Origin of the sequence: Caldivirga maquilingensis IC-167 (genome assembly GCF_000018305.1) — an archaeon.
Taxonomy (GTDB): domain Archaea; phylum Thermoproteota; class Thermoprotei; order Thermoproteales; family Thermocladiaceae; genus Caldivirga; species Caldivirga maquilingensis.
Genome location: NC_009954.1, coordinates 1,874,310 through 1,896,418 on the forward strand (window position 1 = coordinate 1,874,310; position 22,109 = coordinate 1,896,418).

Annotated in this window: 25 protein-coding genes; 8 read left to right on the forward strand and 17 right to left on the reverse strand. The window is 43.2% G+C overall.

Annotated features, from left to right (window positions below):
- Window positions 1-89 precede the first annotated feature (89 nt).
- From CMAQ_RS09240 to glpK, 3 genes are read right to left on the reverse strand one after another with little or no spacing between them, the layout of a single operon-like run.
- Window positions 90-554 carry an SRPBCC family protein gene (locus tag CMAQ_RS09240; protein ID WP_012186838.1) on the reverse strand — a complete coding sequence of 155 codons (465 nt, stop codon included), beginning with the start codon at window positions 552-554 and terminating at the stop codon, window positions 90-92.
- Window positions 555-1,853, reverse strand: coding sequence for an FAD-dependent oxidoreductase (locus CMAQ_RS09245; protein ID WP_012186839.1), 1,299 nt, complete (start codon window positions 1,851-1,853; stop codon window positions 555-557).
- 39 nt (window positions 1,854-1,892) lie between these two features.
- A complete protein-coding gene (gene glpK, locus CMAQ_RS09250; RefSeq protein WP_048063076.1) occupies window positions 1,893-3,467 on the reverse strand; it encodes a glycerol kinase GlpK in 1,575 nt (524 codons plus the stop codon).
- Window positions 3,468-3,525: 58 nt separating this feature from the next.
- Between glpK and CMAQ_RS09255 the strand changes: the two genes are divergently transcribed.
- From CMAQ_RS09255 to CMAQ_RS09265, 3 genes are all read left to right on the forward strand, one after another.
- The gene (locus CMAQ_RS09255; RefSeq protein ID WP_012186841.1) at window positions 3,526-4,539 is read left to right on the forward strand and encodes a pyridoxal phosphate-dependent aminotransferase; all 1,014 of its coding nucleotides are present in this window, start codon (window positions 3,526-3,528) and stop codon (window positions 4,537-4,539) included.
- A 31-nt stretch (window positions 4,540-4,570) separates the two neighbouring features.
- Window positions 4,571-5,053, forward strand: coding sequence for a DUF1286 domain-containing protein (locus tag CMAQ_RS09260; RefSeq protein WP_012186842.1), 483 nt, complete (start codon window positions 4,571-4,573; stop codon window positions 5,051-5,053).
- A 591-nt stretch (window positions 5,054-5,644) separates the two neighbouring features.
- Window positions 5,645-6,334, forward strand: a complete 690-nt coding sequence (locus CMAQ_RS09265) for a helix-turn-helix domain-containing protein (RefSeq protein ID WP_012186843.1) — start codon at window positions 5,645-5,647, stop codon at window positions 6,332-6,334.
- 106 nt (window positions 6,335-6,440) lie between these two features.
- Here CMAQ_RS09265 and CMAQ_RS09270 read toward each other — a convergent pair whose 3' ends face one another.
- From CMAQ_RS09270 to CMAQ_RS10485, 3 genes are all read right to left on the reverse strand, one after another.
- Window positions 6,441-7,853 carry an MFS transporter gene (locus CMAQ_RS09270; RefSeq protein ID WP_012186844.1) on the reverse strand — a complete coding sequence of 471 codons (1,413 nt, stop codon included), beginning with the start codon at window positions 7,851-7,853 and terminating at the stop codon, window positions 6,441-6,443.
- Window positions 7,854-8,053: 200 nt separating this feature from the next.
- Entirely contained in the window at window positions 8,054-8,641 is a 588-nt protein-coding gene (locus CMAQ_RS10480) for a mandelate racemase/muconate lactonizing enzyme family protein (protein ID WP_052290731.1), read from the reverse strand.
- A gap of 18 nt (window positions 8,642-8,659) precedes the next feature.
- The gene (locus tag CMAQ_RS10485) at window positions 8,660-9,091 is read right to left on the reverse strand and encodes an enolase-like domain-containing protein (RefSeq protein ID WP_052290732.1); all 432 of its coding nucleotides are present in this window, start codon (window positions 9,089-9,091) and stop codon (window positions 8,660-8,662) included.
- 91 nt (window positions 9,092-9,182) lie between these two features.
- Between CMAQ_RS10485 and CMAQ_RS09280 the strand changes: the two genes are divergently transcribed.
- Window positions 9,183-10,064 carry an NAD(P)-dependent oxidoreductase gene (locus CMAQ_RS09280; protein WP_012186845.1) on the forward strand — a complete coding sequence of 294 codons (882 nt, stop codon included), beginning with the start codon at window positions 9,183-9,185 and terminating at the stop codon, window positions 10,062-10,064.
- A 39-nt stretch (window positions 10,065-10,103) separates the two neighbouring features.
- Here CMAQ_RS09280 and CMAQ_RS10745 read toward each other — a convergent pair whose 3' ends face one another.
- From CMAQ_RS10745 to CMAQ_RS09290, 3 genes are read right to left on the reverse strand one after another with little or no spacing between them, the layout of a single operon-like run.
- The gene (locus CMAQ_RS10745) at window positions 10,104-10,367 is read right to left on the reverse strand and encodes a hypothetical protein (RefSeq protein ID WP_156769892.1); all 264 of its coding nucleotides are present in this window, start codon (window positions 10,365-10,367) and stop codon (window positions 10,104-10,106) included.
- A gap of 32 nt (window positions 10,368-10,399) precedes the next feature.
- Complete coding sequence (locus CMAQ_RS09285; RefSeq protein ID WP_048062797.1) at window positions 10,400-10,825, reverse strand: hypothetical protein; 426 nt, start codon at window positions 10,823-10,825, stop codon at window positions 10,400-10,402.
- 25 nt (window positions 10,826-10,850) lie between these two features.
- Window positions 10,851-11,216: a hypothetical protein gene (locus CMAQ_RS09290; protein ID WP_048062798.1), complete on the reverse strand. Its 366-nt coding sequence runs from the start codon at window positions 11,214-11,216 to the stop codon at window positions 10,851-10,853.
- 116 nt (window positions 11,217-11,332) lie between these two features.
- Here CMAQ_RS09290 and CMAQ_RS09295 point away from each other — a divergent pair, with 116 nt between their 5' ends.
- The 3 genes from CMAQ_RS09295 to CMAQ_RS09305 all read left to right on the forward strand — a co-directional run bounded on the left by CMAQ_RS09295 (window position 11,333) and on the right by CMAQ_RS09305 (window position 12,962).
- A complete protein-coding gene (locus CMAQ_RS09295; RefSeq protein ID WP_048062799.1) occupies window positions 11,333-11,659 on the forward strand; it encodes a thiamine pyrophosphate-binding protein in 327 nt (108 codons plus the stop codon).
- A gap of 114 nt (window positions 11,660-11,773) precedes the next feature.
- Entirely contained in the window at window positions 11,774-12,352 is a 579-nt protein-coding gene (locus CMAQ_RS09300; protein WP_048062800.1) for a thiamine pyrophosphate-binding protein, read from the forward strand.
- Between the two features lie 88 nt (window positions 12,353-12,440).
- A complete protein-coding gene (locus tag CMAQ_RS09305) occupies window positions 12,441-12,962 on the forward strand; it encodes a thiamine pyrophosphate-dependent enzyme (RefSeq protein ID WP_048062801.1) in 522 nt (173 codons plus the stop codon).
- 48 nt (window positions 12,963-13,010) lie between these two features.
- On the opposite strand, the gene CMAQ_RS09310 is transcribed toward CMAQ_RS09305, so the two are convergent.
- From CMAQ_RS09310 to CMAQ_RS09320, 3 genes are all read right to left on the reverse strand, one after another.
- Window positions 13,011-14,855 (reverse strand): aldehyde ferredoxin oxidoreductase family protein, encoded by a 1,845-nt coding sequence (locus CMAQ_RS09310; RefSeq protein ID WP_012186846.1) that lies wholly within the window; start codon window positions 14,853-14,855, stop codon window positions 13,011-13,013.
- Window positions 14,856-14,918: 63 nt separating this feature from the next.
- Window positions 14,919-15,263 (reverse strand): hypothetical protein, encoded by a 345-nt coding sequence (locus CMAQ_RS09315; RefSeq protein WP_012186847.1) that lies wholly within the window; start codon window positions 15,261-15,263, stop codon window positions 14,919-14,921.
- 50 nt (window positions 15,264-15,313) lie between these two features.
- Window positions 15,314-15,508, reverse strand: a complete 195-nt coding sequence (locus CMAQ_RS09320; RefSeq protein WP_198002077.1) for a ribbon-helix-helix domain-containing protein — start codon at window positions 15,506-15,508, stop codon at window positions 15,314-15,316.
- A 230-nt stretch (window positions 15,509-15,738) separates the two neighbouring features.
- Between CMAQ_RS09320 and CMAQ_RS09325 the strand changes: the two genes are divergently transcribed.
- Window positions 15,739-16,047: a nucleotidyltransferase domain-containing protein gene (locus CMAQ_RS09325; protein ID WP_232203760.1), complete on the forward strand. Its 309-nt coding sequence runs from the start codon at window positions 15,739-15,741 to the stop codon at window positions 16,045-16,047.
- A 231-nt stretch (window positions 16,048-16,278) separates the two neighbouring features.
- Here the strand turns inward: CMAQ_RS09325 and CMAQ_RS09330 are convergent, their stop codons facing one another.
- From CMAQ_RS09330 to CMAQ_RS09350, 5 genes are all read right to left on the reverse strand, one after another.
- Complete coding sequence (locus tag CMAQ_RS09330; protein WP_012186850.1) at window positions 16,279-17,721, reverse strand: MFS transporter; 1,443 nt, start codon at window positions 17,719-17,721, stop codon at window positions 16,279-16,281.
- Between the two features lie 93 nt (window positions 17,722-17,814).
- Complete coding sequence (locus CMAQ_RS09335) at window positions 17,815-18,900, reverse strand: zinc-dependent alcohol dehydrogenase (RefSeq protein WP_048062803.1); 1,086 nt, start codon at window positions 18,898-18,900, stop codon at window positions 17,815-17,817.
- On the reverse strand, window positions 18,897-19,679 hold the full coding sequence (gene aroD, locus CMAQ_RS09340; protein ID WP_198002078.1) for a type I 3-dehydroquinate dehydratase: 783 nt from the start codon (window positions 19,677-19,679) through the stop codon (window positions 18,897-18,899). Before aroD ends, CMAQ_RS09335 begins: the two co-directional genes overlap by 4 nt.
- A 14-nt stretch (window positions 19,680-19,693) precedes the next feature.
- Entirely contained in the window at window positions 19,694-20,065 is a 372-nt protein-coding gene (locus CMAQ_RS09345; RefSeq protein ID WP_012186853.1) for a cupin domain-containing protein, read from the reverse strand.
- 147 nt (window positions 20,066-20,212) lie between these two features.
- Window positions 20,213-22,000, reverse strand: coding sequence for a thiamine pyrophosphate-binding protein (locus tag CMAQ_RS09350; RefSeq protein ID WP_012186854.1), 1,788 nt, complete (start codon window positions 21,998-22,000; stop codon window positions 20,213-20,215).
- Window positions 22,001-22,109: the final 109 nt, after the last annotated feature.

The window sequence follows — 22,109 nt, forward strand, 5'->3', positions numbered from 1 at the left end:
GTGGTTTAGTGATGTTTAAACCGCAGGCCACTGATTATTGATGAGGAACTTGGGCCTGATGAAATAGTAATAGCCTAGATTCAGTGTTATTAACTAAGGCATTTTACTATACCATTAATCGTATCATTAGCTATCCTCTCCACCATTGAATCAATGTTAATGAACCTACCCATCATTTGAAGAAGCCTACCTAAACCCGCATCGGCGCTCCAATTAACCCTGGAACCACCATTATTGGGTTCAACGATTATGCTTAATGTGACTTCTATTGAACTACCAGCAGCCCTACCATTCACCCTCAGCCTAATACTGCTTTCCGATGCCTCAGTAACCTCAATAACAGTATCTGATGTCACCCTCCTTAATTCAGCCACCGGTACTTCATCGCCTAGGTCAACCCTGAACCTAACCTTAGCCTTTGATTCACTAATTAACTCGTAGCTGGTGACGTTGGGGATGCACTTGATTACTAGGCTTAAATTAGATAAAGCCCCAGTGACCTCCCTGGGGGGTTTGGTTAAGTTGAATGAACCACTGTAATGTAGGTTAGCCACCTAGGACCACCCCATTAACCTCCTACTACTCCTAGTTACCTCACTGACTAGTAGTGTTAAGGCAGCAACCCTACCCCTCTCCTCATCTATACTGCCCTTGAAGTCTAAGGCAAGGCTACGTAGTGGGTTATCCAGCTCCCTTAAGTCCTCGTAAAGATTAGCGCCGAATAATGGATGATTCCTAGTCATTGACCCCTTACTTGAACCCAATAGTCCACTGACCTCGTCACTAAGCCTCTCACCAACCAACCTGCCTGTGGTGAACTTTCCCCCTATTACTGATATTAGGTTACTTGGCTTCTCATGCTTAATAATAGCGAAGTCCCTGGCAGCTTCCCTTGCATTAACCCCAGGCATTTTAATTAATGGCCTAACTGAGGCATAGGCCCTAACCACATCAACCTTAGTCAGCATTGGAACCATTCTTGAACCCTCTGAGGTGAGGAAGTCAATGTCATCACTGGATATGGTTAAGTTATCCGGGTCATCAACTATGACTGCTGTTGTTCCTACTATTGATGATGAGGCGTAGGGTAGGAGTATATCGCCATCAGAGGGCATCCTCATCCTATTTATGACCCTTCCAGTTAATCTACGCCTATAAACAACCATAACACCCATTGTAGGCATCATATCAACCTCAATGTTAGCCATCTTAACCACCTTATACGTCCATGGACCAGCAGTAACCGCAATAACCCTTGGCCTAATTCTCCTAATATCCCCAGTCACGTGATCCTTAACCACAACCTCATCAATCATGCTACCACTTATGTTAAAGCCGACCACCTCAGCACCCTGAATTATTAAGGCACCTTCCCTATAAGCTGACGCAGCTACGCTGAATAATAGATCCTTAGCGAACACCACCTTATCTGGAACCTCAACCACAGCCTTCACCTCAGGGTTTAAGTTAGGCTCCTCCCTAAGTGCATCCCTAGGATCAACTTCCCTATAATCAATGTTAACGGCCCTTAACCCCTTAATGAACTGTTCCCTGTACTCCTCATCATCCTTATCCACAGCTACGTAATAACCACCAGTATTCTCAACTGCATGGGGAGCTATGCTTGCTATTATCCTATTCTCCTCAGCACACTCCACGGCAGCCTTAGGGTCAGTGGCCACATACCTGGCTCCACTGTGGAGTAGGCCATGCATCCTGCCGCTTGCCCCACTACCGATGACATTCCTCTCCAGTAATACCACCTGGAAACCCCTTAATGATAAATCCAAGGCCGCAAATAATCCATTAACTCCACCACCAATCACAACTACATCTGGGTTTGGATTCGCCATTAAGTATTCCTTATAATTCACTTTTAAACGCTTTATCAATTAACCAAGCCCATAAGCCCACGGTACCTCCTTAGCCCAGCCTAATGCCCTCTTAACCGCCGCCTTCCATCCATTGTAAAGCCTCTCCCTGGTTTCAGGATCCATCCTTGGTTTAAAGACCTTATCAAGCCTCCAATTCTGCTTGATTTCCTCTAAATTATTCCAGAAGCCTACGGCTAATCCGGCCAGGTAACCGGCGCCTAGTGATGTTGTTTCAAAAATCACGGGCCTCCAAACCTCAATACCGGTAATATCGGCTTGGAACTGCATTAGGAAATTATCCTTAGCTGCACCACCATCAACCTTAATCCTAGGTATCTTAACCCCAGTATCACTCATCATAGCCTCAAGCACATCCCTAGTCAAGTAGGCTATTGACTCGAGAATAGCCCTTGCAATATGCCTCCTCTCAGTACCACGGGTAATACCAATGATTAAACCCCTAGCGTACTGATCCCAGTATGGTGCACCTAAGCCGACGAATGCTGGTACGAAGTAAACACCACCGGTGTCACTGGCACTGGCTGCAAGGGGCTCTATTTCATCAGAAACCTCAATGGCCTTAAGCCCATCCCTAAACCACTGCACTGCAGCACCAGTGATGAATACACTACCCTCAAGTGCGTATAATGCCTTCCCCTCCTCAAGTGAGTAGTAGACCGTGGTTAATAGATTCATCCTAGACTTCACTGGTTTATCACCGGTATTCATTAGTATGAAGTTACCTGTACCGTAGGTTGACTTAACCTCACCGGTATCAAAACCCACCTGCCCGAATAAGGCCGCCTGCTGATCCCCAGCATCCCCACATACAGGTATGTTAACACCATTGAGTATTTGGGAAACTTCAGGGCCTGTGTACCCGTAGATGGCCTTATCGCTTGATGGCCTTGGTAACGGGAGTACATCCCTCGGTATCTTACCCTCAACCTCAAGTAATTCATTATCCCAGTCAAGTTTATGAATATTAAAGATCATGGTCCTAGACGCATTACTGTAATCAATTACGTGAGCCCCACTCCTCTCAGGGGTGAGTACATCCTTACTACCCCTAGTTAGGTTCCAGATAATCCAAGTATCAATAGTCCCAAACACCACCTCACCCCTCCTAGCCCTATCCCTAAGCCCCGGCACATTATCCAGTAACCACCATATCTTAGTACCGGAGAAGTAGGCGTCAGGAACGAGACCTGTCCTCTCCTGAATCATGCCTAGGTAATTCTGCTTAAGGTAATCAACCATCTGTGACGTCCTCCTATCCTGCCAGACAATGGCATTGTAGACTGGTTGCCCATTCCTTGGATCCCAAATAACCGTGGTCTCCCTCTGATTAGTAACCCCAATTGCCGCTATCTCCCTAGGATTAATCCTAGTGTACTCGATCACCTCCTTAATGACTAGTTTAGTATTCCCCCAAATCTCCAATGGATTATGCTCAACCCACGCAGGCTTAGGGTATATTTGAGTGTGCTCACGGTATGAGTAACCGATTAACGAACCATCGTGACTGAATAAGACTGCCCTAGTGCCTGTTGTCCCTTGATCTATGGCTAAGATGTAACTACCACTAACCATACCTGCATCATTAAGGTTAACCACTCATATTTAAATACATACCATATGCATTACTAATATGGAGATAGGGCACTTTAAATGGTTAAGTGAACATAAGGTTGACTTAAACATTGCCAGCAGCGGTATGATACCGGTTAGTAGGAGTGACGTGGAAAAGTTGGGTGAACCCACTGATATCATGGAGGCTCTGAGCAACATCTATAATGTATCCACTAAGGCTATTGCGTTAACCCATGGTACACAGGAGGGCAATTTCGCAGTCCTATCGGCAATTAAAGATGCTGTGGATCAGGTTATAACAGTGGTGCCTGAGTATGAGCCGATTAGGGTTTTACCAAGTTTCCTTGGGCTTAGGCGAATTGAGGTTAAGGTGAATCACGGGTTAAGTGAATTAATCAACTATATTAAACCCAGGTCAGCTTTATTCTTCTCCAATCCAAATAATCCACTGGGCATGCACTTAAGTAGGGGTGAGATTAGGGATCTTGCTGATGAGGCTAGGAGGAAGGGCTCATACTTAATCATTGATTCAATATTCCTTGAATTCGTCACAAGTGATTTACGTGACCTACCCCTGGAGAATACCGCATACACCTTTAGTACCTCTAAATTCTACACTGTTGATTCCTTTAAGGTTGGTTGGATTATTGGTGATGAGGAGCTTATTCGAAGAGCCGTTAACGTAATTAACCTAGTAAGCCCCCTGGTTATTGGACTTGAGGCATCCTACGTCTCCATAATGCTCCAGAATAGGGATTGGTTTAGGAGAAGAAACCTAAGCATAATTTCACCTAATAGGGAATCATTAATGAGTATTAGTGAATCATTAGGTAACTTAATTAAGGTAACTTACTTCAATCACATGCCCATAGCCTACGTAACCACTAAGTGCAATGTTGACAGTCTTGAATTAGCCAATGAATTATTAAGAAGAGGAGTCTTAACTGTTCCAGGATTCTACTTCGGTATTAATAATGGAATTAGGATTGGCTTAGGCTCAGTTAACCACGACACATTCACTAAGGCGCTTAACGTAATGGTTAACGTGATTACGGGCTTATGCACCAGGTAACTTAAATTAACCTGAATTCAACCTAGGCTTAATGCGGTTTAGAACACATGTAGTCTTCTCAATTGGCTTAACAGCGTTAATTGAGTCGGCCCTGGGAATAAGTAACATTATCCTCCTCCTAGGATCCTCACTGGTTTTATCATATTTAATTAACTTCCTCATAGATGCTCTTGGACATGAGGAGAAGAATGGATTCACCCATAGATCACCTAGAACACACACCATGAGTAGATCATTCACACTCGGCTTAATCATAAGCCTACTGGTGGCTTTATTCCTCTACTACATGACACCCATAGGCGCATATAATGCGTTAATCATAGTATTAATGGGTCCTTTAACCGGGTGGAGCCACATGCTTCTAGACGCCTTAACGGAGGGAGGCATATACATTAGGAGGAATGGGAGGTGGGTTAGATTCGCCCTAGCCCACTTTAAGTATAATAATACTGTATTAAACTGGTTATTCACTATAATTGGAATTCTACTACTCATTAAGTCACTAGTAACGTAGCGTGAAATAACGCGTAACTACATTAGTGATGAAAACATGATGAATAAGTTAAAGTTAAGATTATTCAACCATTATGCAAACCAAAGCAATATTAATACAGATACCATTAACACTACAATACTTGGAGTATTTGCTTCTAGTCATTCAAGGGATATAGTACTTAATGGTTATTAATTGGTAGATAAAGTATTGATAGTGTGGATGACTTTAGAAGCATTGAATCTATTGGTTAATCCAAGTAGTAGGTTAATTAAGAGGCGGAGAGGCCTCCTATTATATTTAGTTAATACTACCTATTCATTATCGATTACTCCTGCTTAGGCTGATTTTAGCAACATCGTCTTTACCTAAACTTAACGTTAATTCACCATTCCTATACCATTAATCAATATTCTCAATATTATTTCTCACCATGTCTATAATCTTCCTAATATTATCAAGAAAACTACAACCATACTATCCTTTGCATTATTTTTAAATATTTAATCATTAGTAAAGCAAAATACATTTAACTAAAAGTGTTATCTCTATTATTTTAAAATTATAGGAAAAACTTAAAATGTAATAAATAGCAGACTTCGAGTGAAGGATATGGTTACTAGATTATATGTGAGACTTCATCATTATCATGATTGGACTGAAGCCACGGCCGATTATCCAAGTATTGAAACTAGCATGGTATATTACTATCCATTTTTCGATAAGGGCTACAGTATCGAGGGCATAGTAGCACAGGGTACAAAATATGGTGAATTAAAAACTTTCTTAAGGAGATTACCTCACTTAGCCAATATAGTGGATGTGATATATATAAATAAGATTAATAATCATTTATATGAAGTATTCTTTCTAGGCGACATTAGGGGTATGGTAAAATATGTAATATTAAATGAGGGGGGTATTGTAATAAACTCAAAGGTTAAGAATGGAACCAAGGACTTTACAGTATATTTAATAAATGATCATGAGGAAAAAATATCATCATTATATGAAAAACTTAATAATTATGGTGAATTACTGAACTTCATAACTAATAAAATACCCGGAAATATTCCACTTTTTAATCGTAGTACTTTACCTTACTTAACAAATACTGAGGGAAAAATACTAGTATATGCATATTTAAATGGGTATTTCGATCGATCAAGAAAGATAAATCTTAATAATATTGCTGCAAAGTTCAATGTAAGTAAGGCAACGGTCGATGCGCATCTAAGAAATGCAATAAAGAAAATCCTTAATGCATACTTTATAAGAGATATGAATGCAATGCGTTACTGATCTTTATTTCCTTTAAAAATTAATATGTAAATTAAAATCCAAGAAGCAAAAACAATAATTTTAAACTTTATAATTTTAGTGATATCAAATTACTCGATTAATTTGCCTAAACAGCAACCTCCTCTGTTTCAGGTGGTTTATACTTCCTAGCATCAAAACCTATTGCTAATCCCAAGATTGCAGTTGCTAAAGCATAGATACCCAGTATTTCCGTCATCTTAGGGGCACCGAGAACGGCTAACCATGTGGGCGCTATGAAAGAACCTACAACAGCGGCTAACTTAACCCAGAAATAACCCCAGCCTGCTGCAGTGCCTCTTTCACTGGCACCGAAGGCCGCATTTATGGACGTCATACCCTGGCTTGCAGGCACAATAACATGCCCAAAGTAAAATGCAGAAGCAAATAATACGAATAGCCAGAGGGGCCAGTGATACAGGAATGTGAATGCAAGACCAAGTAGTGTTATGCCAGCTAACGCAGCACCGATCACGTACTGAGACTTAGTACCTATTCTAGGCGTAAGATATGCCGTAAGGACTCCAGCAATTACACCCATACCATAGAATATTGCAGATGCCTCTATAGTGGCTAATGAACCGGCTAGGTGCATAGTCAGTAATATATACGGCATGTAGAAACCAAAGGTGTAAAATTCAAAACCCTGTTCAAAGTTTCCATTAAAGCAATAAACAAGTTCCCTCCACTTGTTCCTCCTGAATATCTTAAATGCGGACCTTAATCCCCTAGCAGGTCTTCTTAATTCTACGTCAATATCAGGTACGTCAGGTAAATCAATACCGTGTGTACGCTTAAGGATCCTCTTAGCAGTGGCTAGACGCCCCCTATATGCCTCCCATAGTACGGACTCTGGTATTCTTGCTCGTAGCATTAATATAATGAACGCAAAAACGGCCCCTCCAAACATAATAATCCTCCAGAACCATGGATGAAGTAATGAGTAAGTTATTAAGTAGAATGGTAATACGAAGATAAATATAACAACCTCATACATTAGATACCACTGCAACTGCCATAAGTTAGACCAGACTAATCTTTGCTGTTTCTCTAGGTATTCGAATATGTACGCAAAACCTGTTGCCGTATCTGCACCCAATGCAAAACCAAGTAATATTCTAAAGACTGTGAAAGTATATGGATCCGGTGCAAGACCGGCCCCAACTGCCATTACCGTAAAGAGTATCATATTCAAGATGAACATGTTTCTTCTACCAATTCTATCAGTTAACCAACCACCAACTACAGCACCTACCGTAGCTCCTATTTGAACCGCAGCTACTGCTAGGCCAAAGAGCCACGTGGACATCCAGGGAAACGTATTCTTAAATGCTGCTGTTGCAAATGTGAATGCTGCAAAATCATAGGCATCAACCCATAGCGAGGCCAAGGCAAGAATTACTATGTATCTAGCTGTTATATTCTTAGTATTTAACACAATCTCATAGATCCTAGCAATACCTCTCTCGATCTCCTCCCTGCTGTAGTTGCCCTGAGACATGGTTACTCATTGCTATACCTGGGCGTATTAATTAATTGAATCTTACCTGTTAGATTTAATTATGTAAATAATTCTTTTCTTTGAAATGCTACGTGGTGTATTTTTTCAGTTTTTCTTCATTTATGTCAAGTCCCAAACCTGGTTTACTTGGTATGATTACTTCATCCTTCTTAAATACCTCTATGGGCTCCCTGGGTATGTCATATGCCAGTGGGTTCTTCTCGATGTAGTAGTATTCGTATGTTGGTGTGAAGATTATGTGGCTTGGTAGTGAAGGCTATTACTTGGAGCGTTGCCGCCCTACAACCAGCCCCTGATAATCCAACGTGGAATGTCATAAGTATGCCGAAGGAGTCAGCTAATGAGGCTATTTTAATGGCCTCCGTTATCCCACCAACCCTGGCTATGTCGGGCATGGTGATGTCCATGGCGCCCCTACGCATGAATTCAAGCCACTGGTACTTTGTGAATAGTGTTTCCGCGGCGGCTATGGGTATGTCCAGGGCCCTTGAAACCCTAACGTAGGCCTCAGGGTTATCAGGTGGTACAGGCTCCTCAAACCAAAGTACGTCGTATTTCTCAAGCATCCTGCCCACCTTTATTGCGGTGGCCACGTTGTATGCCGTGTTGGCATCAACCATTATCTCAACTTCATTGCCCAGGGAGTCCCTTATGGCCTTTATCACGGCTTTATCAACATCGTATCCCCTGCCAATCTTAACCTTAATGTACCTAAACCCCTGCTCCACTAACTTACTAACCTCCTTAACCGTGTCCTCAGGGCTCATAAAAAGGATTGATGAGACTTATGCAGTGGCCCTATCCCTGAAGGAACCGCCCAGGAGTTTATGCACGGGCTTTCCAAAGTACTTACCTTTAATATCCCATAGAGCTAGGTCAACCCCTGATAGAGCCTCCACGTAGTAACCCGCGAAGTGCCCTCTAATCCTCATTGCAGTGAATAATTCCTCCCAGAGGACCTCATTATCCAGTGGATCCCTGCCAAGGAGCATGGGCCTAAATAATTCATTAATCACGGAGGCAGCCGCCGAGGGAGCCTCCCTCGCTATGGATTCACCCCAGCCCACTATGCCCTCATCAGTCTCTATTTTTACGTAGACTGCTGTGAAGCCGTGGCTTATGCGTGATGCCACGGTCTCGTAATGGCCCCTAAACCCCGTTACGGGTTTCCCCACCTCGGCTCTTAGTACGTATGTCTTTACATCCGTTATTTTCATACCAATAACGAATAAGTATATGGGGGTTAAATATTTATATTGTACAGGTTAGAATTAAGGTATTTAATATCTGAAATATGAGTGTGATACCGTGATTGTAGGTTTAGTGGGCTTGGGTAGGATGGGTGGCGCCTTTGGTAGGGTTCTGCTTAGTAAGGGCTTTAACCTGGTCGTCTACGACGTGGTTAGGGATAAGGTCAATGAATTCGTAAAACTCGGCGCAACCGGCGCCTCATCACCCGCGGACCTTGCCTCTAGGGTTGATATAGTGCTTACTAATGTTCCTAGGTCTGAGGATGTACTGGATGTTTATCTCGGTGGTAATGGCATTCTCAGTGGTGCTAAGCCGGGCCTTATAGCTGTGGAGACAAGCACAACAGACATTAAGACTAAACTCAGGGTTGCGGAGGAGTGTAGGAGGAGGAATGTGGGGTTCATAGTTGCAATGCTGGGTAAGACGGTGCCTCAGGCTGAGAGGGGTGAGACTCCGTTGTTTGTTGGTGGTCCTGAGGAGGTTTTTAGGGATAAGAGGGTTCAGGAGGTTTTTCAGGCAATATCCTCTGGTAGGATTTATTATATGAGGACTATTGAGGCTGCCGTAGCCTTTAAATTAATCACGAACTCCATGGGCTTTGCACAATTACTGACATTCCTAGAGGGCCTACTCTTCATTCAGAAATTCGGTATAAGCATTGAGGAGTTTCTGGAGGCGGCTAGGGATACCGCAGCGTATAACTACTGGTTTGATGCTAGGCGTGAGAAAATACTCAAGGAGGACTATAGTGCCTATTTCTCAATTGATTACATAATTAAGGATTTGATGTACACGCTTGAGGAGGCAAAGGAACTGGGGTGTCCTTTACCGGCTACTGCACTAGCCCTTCAGTACTACGTGGCGGCTAAGGGTATGGGTTATGGGGGTGAGGACGGTATAGCATTAATAAAATTGCTGAGGGAGTCCTGCAAGAAATGATTTATTTTAAATGAATGCGCAGCATTAATAAAATAAATCTTACTCCCTCGCAATCCTTAAACTCACTCCTTTTGTTTCTGGGCCTATAGCTGCCCCTATGGCTCCCAGAATCCCACCTATGATTAGCATTATAGCCGCTATGGGCCACATACTGCGGAATACTGGGTATAGTAGTATTGACCAACATGGCATTAATGTTGTCGAGAGGAAAATACCTGAACTATAACCAAAACCAACACCTAAGTCCCCCTCACGGTTGCAAACCTCTCTGAGAGGTATGCTGGTTCCACACCCCAAATCCAATTGGTGAACCAACCAACTAGGAATGTACCTAGCTAGAGAAGTAATGAGCTTCTGAGGCTACCTCCAAGGTAAAGTATGTAGAATGATGGTAATGCCATTATTGCGGAACCAATACCTGCTATTATTATCGCAAGTCTCCTCCCTATAAAGTCACTCATTAAACCCGTAAACCATATTGAAATAGCGTCAATTAGGCCAGCTATTGCGTAGAAGAATGATGCCGTGACACCTGGAAGCCCAGTTTCTGTTAGGATGCCCACGAAATAATTAAACATTGACCATGAGCAGTAAAACATCCCAGTCATAACGAGCATGACCTGTAGGAACGTGAGGACTATCTCCTTGGGCCACAGCGTAAACCATGTTATGACAGCGCCACCCATGGCAACACCAAATGCAAAGCCTGATTTATCAACACCACCGGCAAACCCCCTCCATTTAATCGGTACCTGTCCCAATACAAATAGATGCCCAGCTGCGTACTCACCGCCGATGAATACTTAGTATTGAGAATGTTATGTAAGCCATTATGCTAACCTGCGCGTAAGTGGGTATCGCAGCCGTTAATGCACTAAGAACCCTAGCACCGAGTAACGTGATCATCAAGACACTTCTCCTACCAATTATACCGGCATAGTTACTGAATAATGCATTACCCACAGGCCTCGCAATCAATGTGAATACATATCCATACAGCATTATGAAGTACGCAAGCCATGCCGGTAATTTAGACAGTAGCAAAACCTTCGCCAGAATTGGGGTCACTGCGGTAACTAACATGAGATCGTAAGCATCTAGGAAAATCCAATTGATTGACCAAGAAGTGCCAATGCCTCTTGCCTTGTTCACCTATATTCAAAATCCTTAGTCACTATTAATAAAAACATTGTTAATTCTAGGTATTAAATACTAAATCTGACTTGTTTAAATAAAGATTAAATAGTTTAAAGATAATAGTCACATTAATGGATGCACCTACCCTGCTAACCGATGTTCTTAGAGAATTGAGGGCTGACTTATCATTTACAGTGGCTGCTGAGGGTATAATGCCTATTTTGAGGTCATTTATTAAGCAGGGTATTAATGTCGTGAATGTCAAATTCGAGCCATCCCTGAGCTTTATGGGCATTACCTATTCACGCCTAATTAATAAGCCAGGGCTTATTGTGGTTACACCAAGGCCTGGCGCACTTGGGGTTGTCTCACCAACTGCTGAGGCCTTTGTTGAGGGTGACCCGTTGATTGTGGTTTCGATGAATGTTGATGGTATTAGAGGTACTCACATGCATTAATTACCCCGTAGTGATACTCAAATTTCCGTTTTCAAATCAATAACTAAGGCAACGTTCAGTATAAATGATCCGAGGGATATACTAAGCATCTTAACTAAGGCGTTTAGTATTTCCATGAGTGATAAACCAGGCCCTGTCTACGTGGAAATATCTAGTTCCATGTTAAGTGAGGATATTGGTGAGATTAAGTATAAGGTTTATTACAGCGTGAGTAGGCCATTGGCATCCCCCAATGATGTAAAGACCACGGTTGACTTAATATGTAGCGCTGAGTATCCTGTTATTCTAGTGGATAGGGGCGTTAGGATATCCCATGCAACTAATGAGGTGATTAAGGTAGCCGAAACAATTAACGCGCCCATTGTAACCACGGTAATGGCTAAGGACGCCATACCCAGTAATCACCCACTCTATGCAGGGGTGGCCATTGGTAGGGCGGGTAATATCGTTGCTTACGAAGTTCTACGAAAGGCGGATGTAATCTTATCCGTGGGTAATAGGTTTAGTGAGATTGGTACTGGTAGGTACTCACTTGAGATCAATGGTGAGCTAATACACGTTAATGTTGACCCATACGACCTCGGCAGGGCGTATAAACCCCGCTTGGCTGTTCTCGCTGATGCTAAGGATTTCCTTACGAAAGTCCTCCAGGAATTAAGCTTAAGGGGTAGGTGTAGGGGGGAGGGAGTATAGGGAATTAACTAGGTATTATAGTTCAATCTCTGGGCTTATAAAGCCCTGGGAGGTTATTAAGGCCGTTAGGGATTCCGTTAGGGGTAACGTGATATTTCTAGGGGATGTGGGTGCTCATAGGATTGAAAGCTTCCTAATGCCCATCTATGAAAATGAGAGGTACATAACAACCACAAGTTACGTATCAATGGGGCTTGCTGTACCGGGGGCCGTGGCAGCATCAATAGTGGATTCGGATAAGACCGTAATAGCCCTCGTGGGTGATGGTGGGTTCCTAATGACGGAGCTTGAATTATCCACCGCTGTACAGTACCATGCTAAGCCAAAGATCATAATCTTTAACGACTCATCATACAGAGTGTTGGGTGTATATGAGAAGGTCAGGTTTGGTGGTATAACTGAAGATCTCATTAAATTACCCACGGTAAACTTCGCGGAATTGAGTCGCTCACTTGGTGCTGAGGGCATAACCGTTGAGGATAGAGGTGAATTAATGAAGGCGATTAATGAAATGCTTGCAATAGACAGGGCTGTGGTTGTTGATGTGCGTATTGACCCAAAGTCGGTGCCCATACCATATCAAAGATTGTATGAAATGCATAGTTTATAATGGTGAGCGGAGCCTTCAGTGCTTTGAGTCGTAATAAGTAGGGTTTAATTAAATATCTAGTTCCTTTACGATGCCATCCTCCGTTAGTCCCCTCTTTCTATAGTAAAGTGGTAGCCATTTTTCGACTATCCTGGGTATTTTTGTGTCATCTCTTTTTTCGTGGGGTGTCAGCATTCTTGGTGGTAATACATCGTCTTTTCTCGTAATTCCTAATTGGTTGTTTATCCATCTTTCTATTTTCCAAATTCTACCCCCAATCTCCAGTATTTTCTCCACGGTGTAATCCTTACCTGTTGTTAGCTTTAGTAGGTTTATTATATCCGTTATTGTTAGTCCTGCGAAGTGTGCATATTTACACATTGTCAGTGAGTCATACACCACCATTAGGTTTTGTATGTTTATTACTATATCCACCATCTCATCACTCTCATTATAACGATCTGTACGTGCATTAATCCCCAGTTCAGGTATTGGTATACCTCTCCATGGTATATGGGTAAAACCAAGGTGATCCGCGCCCCTATTCATTGTCATGAAGCTTAACGCATGTGCAAAGAATGCCCTACCATCATGGGCTGGCACCTCTAAACCTTTAATGTGCATTGCGAATTCCCTACCGCCAATCCTCTCAGAGACCCTCCTGACGCCCTCGGCCAGTAGATCCCCGATGCCGTCCCTGTAGGCAATTTTTTGTACAAGTTTGATTATCGTGTCCGCGTTACCCCATTCAAGCCTTAACCCATCAACTTCCTTATTAATTAGTCCCTTCTCCGCCGCCTCGAATATGAAACCTATGACGTTGCCCGTGGACATGGTGTCAAGGCCCAGTTTATCGCATAGTTCATTTATCTTGATCATGGCCTCAAGGTCGCTGTTTAGTAGGTTTGAGCCCAGCAATGCTAGGGTTTCGTACTCAGGGCCAAGCCCCCTGAAGCCCCCTGGGAAGTACTTACTGCCCGGTTTAACCTCGACGTACCTCTTACACGCCACTGGGCATGTGGTGCATGGGAATGGTCTCTTTAGGAATGTTTCCGTGAGCTTCTCACCACTTATTTTGAACACCTCATCATCGTTCCACCTACCCCATGCGAAGTTCTTAATGGGTAGGTTGCCTATTTGATGATATAAATTAACGGTACCCGCACTACCGTATCTCCTAAATGACGCGCCCCTTGTTGAGCTGGCGAGCTTTACGTTTAGGTCCCTCACGTACCTCCTTAATCCTTCAGGGTCCGCCATGGATATATCCTCAACGCCCTTAACAACAATGGCCTTCAACTTCTTACTACCCATGACCGCACCACCACCAGTCCTTCCACCAATTCCCTCCTCATTTGCTATTGTTGAGAACTTCACCAGGTGCTCACCAGCTGGCCCTATCGCTATTGCCTTAATTGATGGGTCACCCAGGTCCTTCTTGATGGAGTTCACGGTCTCCATTATATCAAGACCCCAATACTTCTCCGCACCCCTAATCTCCACGTGGTCACCCTCAATGTATATGTAAACGGGCTTCTCCGATGCCCCCTTAACGATCACCGCGTCATAACCAGCCCTCTTAAGCTCGTAGGCAAACCTAGTACCTATGTGCGTGGCGCCGAAGATGCCGGTTAATGGTGAGATGAAGGCCGCGGATAACCTACCGCTTTGGGGTATGATTTCGCTGGTTAATGGACCGCTGGCGAACACGATGATGTTGCTTGGATCCAGGGGGCCCCTTATCTCGTGGAAATTCTTATAGATGAAGTAGGCAGCCAGTCCTTCACCACCAAGGACTTTATCATAAACCTCGGCATCTAGGGTTAACGTCTTAATACCGCCACTGCTTAGATCAACCTCGACAACCTTACCCACCCAACCAAATAGCCTGGGCATTTGGTGTTGTGTAGGCATTCATGGGATTAAATATGTTATTTTTACATGTAAAAAAGGACGTCATTGCCTTGGTGAAACTCGCTAATGAGTATAAGGTGCCTGTAATACCGTGGGGCGCTGGGACATTATGGCTTCGATGTACTTTGGCATTAAGTCTGGATTGTAAGGTACATTGATTAGCATTGCCATGGCGGTATTGACAACCTTAATTACAAAGTCCGCAATGCTCATTCCCCATACAATCACGCGATGCCCCTTCTCATCCACCAAGTGCTTAATGCTCAGTCTCTCAAGCACCGACCTAACGAACTCAACATTATTGTAGAAGTAAAGCATCTTACTTTTGCCGTCGTAATACGTCCACCTAGTCCTAACGAGTAGTTCATAGAGCTCGTCAAAGCCCACTGAGCCTGGGGCTTGGTTCACGGGTTGAGTTCCCCCGCCTTCGGTGTTATAAGGTTGGTCTTATGATGGCTTTACATGGGCGTCAATGAAAGTTTCACCCAACTCCCTGAGCCGCTCAGTTGCTCGTTCCGGCTCTGGCTTGGGCTTGAGGAGCAGCAATTGAGCAATTCCCTGATTGCCTCGCTCACGGTCAGTCCCCTCTCAGTGACCATTTTACTCAACTCCTCGTAGACGTCCTCGGCGACCCTAATTGTCCTGTACCTCACGGGAGCCACCATGACACATTGAGCATGCCTTAAAAGGGTGAAACGCACCAATGCGTCACGTGTGCCACGGCAAGGCATAGAGGACCGAGAACACCGTGACGTAACAAGAAGATCATAAAGCACCGTGACACATTGAGAAGCAGAACGAGAGGTATACGCGTGATGTCGATAGGCGGGATCATAAGGGAGAGGCCAGGGAGAAGGTTATTAGGGAGGTGATGGAGTACGTAATGAAGCTAAGGGCCAGGTGGGGCAAACTCACGGCAATACTCTACGGATCATACGCAAGGGGCGACTTCAACCTATGGAGCGACGTCGACGTAATACTCATAACGGAGCACTTCAGGGGCAGGGAATTCATAACCAGGTGCGTGGAATTAATCGACACACCACCAAGGCTAGAACCCATATGCTGGACCCCTGAGGAGGCCAGGAAGGCCATGAAGAAACCCTGGCGGATTGAGGCACTACGGACATCCATCATCCTAATTGATGACCATGGCTTAGCGAGACCATGGATGCAATGGGTAACGGTTTAACTGCCCCTAAGTAACTGATCTATGGGGTATTGATGACTCCCACTCAATGGGGATCGGCCCCATGTAGACTTTCGTGATGATTATGTTAACGATCTGAGGAACTGCGGTTAAGGATAGAAATTCACATATTAAGCCCAAATGACTGGTACCGGAAAATTAACTGTGAAGGGAATGGAAATTCTTAATGAAGTTTTATTTTTAATTCTTAAGTATCGTTATTTAGGCATTATTTCATGTTGGAATGGCCTCTTCCTCCGTCCTATACTTCCTCGCATCGAATCCGAGGACCGCACCTATCACTGCAGTGATAAATGCGAATGTTGCCAGGAAGTGTAATGTATTCACTACGCCGATCGAGCTGAACAGAATGGGTGCCCAGAAGGAGCTTACAACTGCCGCCAGTTTACTGAAGAAGTAGTTCCAGCCACCTGCTGTACCTCTCTCACTAGGTCCGTATGCCGTGTTTATCATTACGTATGACTGTACACCATTGGGTCCCATTACGTGGAACACCAAGAATGTTGTAGCGAAAAATACTATCAGTGGCACTATCTTGGGCGGCAATACGAAGGATGCCGCAAGCATCGAGATACCAGTACCCAGTGTACCTATGACGTATAGATTCTTCGTACCAAGTCTCGGAACAAGATATGCCGTAGCAATGCCCGCCGCGAATCCCGCAACATTTATTATGGTAGTTGAGACTAGGGTAGCCAGTGAGCCTATTTTTGAAAGCACCAATAAGATATATGGAGTATAGAAACCGAAGGAGTAAAACTCGATTCCACCCTCGAAGGTGCCTATAAAGGTACTGGTGAGTTCCTTCCACTTACTCCTCCTGAATATCCTAAACAAGCTCCTGAAACCACGAACCTTGTGTATATCCAAGTCAACATCCGGTACATCCTGTAAATCTATTCCATATACCTGCTTAATTATTCGTTTCGCCGTAGCTAATCTACCCCTATATGCTATCCAAAGCACCGATTCAGGTATCCTTGATCTAAACAGAAGAATTATGAAGGCAGCAATACCGCCAATAACCATGATGGCCCTCCATATTATTGGGTGCGTTAATGAATGTAGTGCAAAATACAGTGGAAAAACTATGAATACTATGGCAAACACCACAGAACCAAACCAATATGCATCAAAACCGCCAGAGAACACGAGTCTCTTATTGAACTCAAGGAACTCGAAGATGTAGCTAAACCCCGTAACTATGTCTGCACCTAACGCATAACCCAGCAATATCCTGAATATTGAGAACGTGTAGGGATCCGGTGCCAAACCAGCACCAATAGCCATAGCTACGAACAGGATCATGTTAAGTATAAGCATGTTCCTCCTGCCTATCCTATCATTCAACCACCCACCCGTCAGAGCACCTATCGTAGCTCCTATTTGTATGGAAGCTATGGCAAATCCAAAGAGGGCGGAGGACATCCATGGCCATGTGTTCTTGAATGCTGCCGTTGCTAGTGAAAATGCGCTGAAATCATACGCATCGAGAAATAGGGAGGCTATGGCTATGCCAATTATGAAGTATGGAGTAACGTGGCTCTGGGCAAGAACGACCTGGTATATTCTTTTTATACCCCTCTCTATGTCTTCTCTAGTGTAACCGGGTTGACTAGCCACATTAGCGATTAATCGACTTGTGTTTATATACATTTTTTAAACTTCTTAAATAAAAACCATCAACCATACCAGTGATTACTCCTCAATAAATACAAGAAATCCATTATTGCTATAAGCCTAGAATTTTTATCCCTCCACAACTGATCCTAGTTTGAACCTCCTTAGCTCTGCACCATAGGGATTTATTATTAGTTTGATTACCTCATCATTATTAATCAGTTCCCTGAAGTAATCGTTAATTTTGATTAAGGGTATCTCAATAATGGGCATCCTGTATAAGTATTCATACTTCTCTTTATGCATATTATAGAGAATCTCTATTGCATTTATGAAATCACTTGGATTATATATTATGGATCCCTCTATGTGGATCTCCCTCCGTACGACTGCATAAAGATCTATATTCACATTTTTTTGCCCTAAGCCTAGAATAACCGACCTTATTCCTGATGGCAATATATTCGATATACTCATTATGTCCGATATACTACTATTATTACCTACTGTATCGACTATCTTTAGCCCGTTTAAATAAGGAAATTCAAGCGGATAATCATAAATACTACTCAGTATGTGCACTAAATCGCCAAACACCTCTCTCAGTATGTGTACTTTCTTAATATTTATTTCCTTTATAAATATGTTTACCTTATCTCTTAGTTCGTGGAGTAATAACATTGTGGTTAGATGCCCCAGTGCACCGCCACCGATGATCAATATATTATCGCCGGGTTTAGGATCTATTTTCTTCATTGCATGGATAACTACTGCTAAGGGCTCGGTTAATACTGCCTCATAGTTACTCAAGGAGTCGGGTACCTTGAATAAATACTTACTTTCAACATCCATGTATTCTGAGAGGGCTCCAGGCGCATTAACGCCAATACTTACTTTATTTTTACAAGTATTGAAGTGACCCACCTTACAATCAATACATGAGTCGCACCAATAATTGGGAAAAACCACAACCCTATCATTAATTTTAAGGCTGTTAGATCCATCTTCCTCCGCTATATTGACTACTTGAGCGACAATCTCGTGGCCTATCACTAGGGGGTACTTTATTCCCTCTCTATGGCCCCTACATATTTCCTTATCAGTACCACAAACACCCACTAGTAACGGCCTAATTAATACATGCCTAGGGGGTGCCTCCTTTATGTCTTTTCTATGAAATACGCAATCCTTATCAAGCTCATACTGCCACATCATAATTCACCCATAATTCTTACAAAGTCTAACATATGCGACAGAGGGATCTGGCCAGACGCTGATTTACCCATTAGGTCGACGAAAACTAAATCTGAACCGAATATCGGCGTCAACACCCTACCTACCTTCCCCCTCTCCCCCATGGTTAGCGTTATCAGGGGCTTCCTTAATTTAGCCCTCAAGTCATGGGTCACTCGAAGCATTGTTATGATATCGCTGAAATCACGCGCCATGGTGGCGATCTTAAGGATATCTGCACCCACAGCCGCCTCCTCCTCACCAATCCTATATAATGTATCATAATCCGGTGTATTATTAAAGTCATGGTAAGATACTATTAACCCTATACCCTCATCTTTAGAGTACTTTAGGATCGATGAAGCATAATATCTCATTTCAGGATCCTTAAATACATACAACTCCACATCTAGTATTGTTGGTTTGTATTTCACTATGATATCTAAAATCATCTTCAGCCTAAGGTGGTCCGGAATTTCATAAACACCCCCCTCTCTGGGTGACCTGAAGGTGAATATGTAGGGGAACCCGAGATTATTAAGTTGTAAAAGGATATTTGATGGAGATAAATCCTTGTTTTCCATCAATAAGTAATCATACCTTATCTCCAAGATATGGATGCCCTTCTCTTTAGCTATATTAACTATTTCACTAATATCATTAAACCCCTTAAGGCTAATCACTGGTGCAGCGATTATTACATTATTATCTCCAAAGACTATACCATGTACATTAACTGCCTTCTCCAGAGTATACCTCAAGGCGAACACCCCTCTTACTCCTTAGGAAGCTCGCCTGGTGGTGAGTAAATCCATAACAGTATCAGCGGCTTGTCACAAGTGTTTATATGTCTATGTTCAACTCCTTTGGGTATAAACATGAAGTCATGTTCCTTAAAGGGCCTCCTCTCTCCCTCAGACTCTACTTCCCCACAACCTTGAACTACAAAGTCAATCTCCTCAGAATTTGGGTGGGAATGTAAGGAACTAGATTCACCAGGCTCAAATATGGTGATCCCAGCGACAAACATCGTACTCCCCGTTAATTGGGGGCTAATAGTCCTAAAAACCTTCCTTATTTCTCCAGGCTTGTTACCAAGCCATATTTTTTCGGCATCCCTATATGGGTTTATTATTAGTATCTTCATCAAGAATACCTTCTCAGAATACCTTAATAAGACTTTATTTAAGAAGTTTTAATGCCCGCCGCGAATCCCGCAACATTTATTATGGTAGTTGAGACTAGGGTAGCCAGTGAGCCTATTTTTGAAAGCACCAATAAGATGCAATGTCAATTACTCAATGTTCTCTCTCCTATCGAACATATAGATCAACTTACCATGATATATCTCGCTTATTGACCAGTGACCTGTAACGGGTACATCAGGCTGCAGTGCAGTTGGCACCTCAACCACAACAGGCTCACTCAACTTTATGGCCTCGTTTAATGCATCTAACAATTCACTGGGCCTCTCGATCCTCATACCCTTAACCCCTGAGGCCTCGGCTATTTTTACAAAATCAGGATTATACAGTCGTTTATACTTATCATAAAATGCTGTACCGATGTACCTCTCCCCGTAATGAATCCTCTGTATATTCTGTATCGTACCGAAACTATAATTATTCAGCACTAAGAACACCACAGGTATTTCGTATTGCTTGGCCGTAAATAGGCATGTTACCGTGCTAGTGAATCCTCCATCACCCACGACACTAATTACCTTCAGGTTAGGGTTACCCAACTTAACGCCGAGAGCTGCAGGCGGCGCAAACCCCATGATGGCGAGGCCAGCTGTTGTTATATAGTTATGGGGTTTCGTGATCCTCAAGAACTGGGCTATGCCATTCTTGGGCCACCCAACATCAGTGACTAATGATATATTCTCATCTTTCTTAATTAACATCTGAAGTACCTTAACTATATAATCAGGCCTTATGGGTGTATTCTCTGCGGTTACCGACATAAAATCTTCCCAATACTTATCGTACACTTCCTTGAACGAGTTGAACCATGGAGAACGCTCAACCTTACCCTTCCTTATTAAGTTCCTTAGTTGGTCTATGATCTCACGCAAGGTGGCCTTTATGTCGCCCAGTAGGAAAAGGTCCTCAGGGAAACTCTTACTTTGCTCCTTCTCATCTATATCTATTCTCAGAAGTCTTGATTTAGAGAAATCGAAAGTGTACCCATAGATCCATGAGCTTGAGTTAACTTCGCCAAAACGAGTACCTAGGGCTATAACCAAATCCGCCTCCAGTAACGCTTTATTCGCGGCGGGATTACCCCAACCACCAGCAAAGCCCAGCGCAAGGGGATGATCCTCAGGGAACGTTCCCTTACCACCCATGGTAGTAACGACAGGAGCATTAAGTAGTTCCGCAAACTCCAGTAATTCCGGCTCTGCTTCTGAAAGTCTAACGCCACCACCTGCCAGTATGACGGGTCTCTCACTCCTAAGGATCATGTTTATGGCCTCATTTATTTTCTCAGGGGAGGGCCTTATCCTTAAGTCATTCAATCTATGTAATCTCCTATAGATGCCGTGCTTATTTGTCTTGAGACTGAATATCTCCATGGGTATATCCACCAACACGGGCCCTGGCCTATTCGATAATGCTAAGGAGAAGGCCCTATCAAGTATTCTCTCAAGGTTATGTACATGATGCACCTGCCAGACCCTCTTTACGAAGGGCAAGTATGTTAGGTGTTGAGACAAGTCAATCAATAGATTGATCTCTTGATGGGCGCCAGCACCCTCATATATGGATGGGGCATCTCCAGATATGATTATCATGGCACTAGAATCTAACGCGGCGTTAGCAACAGCGGGTACCGCATTCAAAAGACCAGGACCCACATGAGTAACCACGACGCCCGGTTTATGCGTTACCCTGAAATAACCATCCGCCATATACGCGGCTACTGCCTCGTGCCTCACCTGGATCAGGTTTATATCTGGGCTGTATAATGCATCATAAAGATCTACTATAGTATGTCCAGTTAATGTGAATACGTACTCAACTTTTTGTCTCTCCAAATACTTAACTATTACTTCTGACCCTCTTAATTCATTCATCATGGATTAATCGTTTAGGTTATATTTTTATGTTTCTTTAACATGTTTAATTTCTCGGCCACTAAGTTATGGTGACCATTAAAGGCTCATTGAATATATTAAAAAAACATTT

Coding starts and splice junctions, on each gene's coding strand:
- CMAQ_RS09245 (WP_012186839.1), bottom strand. CDS start 1,853: ATGGCGAATCCAAACCCAGATGTAGTTGTGATTGGTGGTGGAGTTAAT.
- glpK (WP_048063076.1), bottom strand. CDS start 3,467: ATGGTTAGTGGTAGTTACATCTTAGCCATAGATCAAGGGACAACAGGC.
- CMAQ_RS09255 (WP_012186841.1), top strand. CDS start 3,526: ATGGAGATAGGGCACTTTAAATGGTTAAGTGAACATAAGGTTGACTTA.
- CMAQ_RS09260 (WP_012186842.1), top strand. CDS start 4,571: ATGCGGTTTAGAACACATGTAGTCTTCTCAATTGGCTTAACAGCGTTA.
- CMAQ_RS09265 (WP_012186843.1), top strand. CDS start 5,645: ATGGTTACTAGATTATATGTGAGACTTCATCATTATCATGATTGGACT.
- CMAQ_RS09270 (WP_012186844.1), bottom strand. CDS start 7,853: ATGTCTCAGGGCAACTACAGCAGGGAGGAGATCGAGAGAGGTATTGCT.
- CMAQ_RS10480 (WP_052290731.1), bottom strand. CDS start 8,641: ATGAGCCCTGAGGACACGGTTAAGGAGGTTAGTAAGTTAGTGGAGCAG.
- CMAQ_RS10485 (WP_052290732.1), bottom strand. CDS start 9,091: ATGAAAATAACGGATGTAAAGACATACGTACTAAGAGCCGAGGTGGGG.
- CMAQ_RS09295 (WP_048062799.1), top strand. CDS start 11,333: ATGGATGCACCTACCCTGCTAACCGATGTTCTTAGAGAATTGAGGGCT.
- CMAQ_RS09300 (WP_048062800.1), top strand. CDS start 11,774: ATGAGTGATAAACCAGGCCCTGTCTACGTGGAAATATCTAGTTCCATG.
- CMAQ_RS09310 (WP_012186846.1), bottom strand. CDS start 14,855: ATGCCTACACAACACCAAATGCCCAGGCTATTTGGTTGGGTGGGTAAG.
- CMAQ_RS09325 (WP_232203760.1), top strand. CDS start 15,739: ATGAAGCTAAGGGCCAGGTGGGGCAAACTCACGGCAATACTCTACGGA.
- CMAQ_RS09330 (WP_012186850.1), bottom strand. CDS start 17,721: ATGTATATAAACACAAGTCGATTAATCGCTAATGTGGCTAGTCAACCC.
- CMAQ_RS09335 (WP_048062803.1), bottom strand. CDS start 18,900: ATGATGTGGCAGTATGAGCTTGATAAGGATTGCGTATTTCATAGAAAA.
- CMAQ_RS09345 (WP_012186853.1), bottom strand. CDS start 20,065: ATGAAGATACTAATAATAAACCCATATAGGGATGCCGAAAAAATATGG.
- CMAQ_RS09350 (WP_012186854.1), bottom strand. CDS start 22,000: ATGATGAATGAATTAAGAGGGTCAGAAGTAATAGTTAAGTATTTGGAG.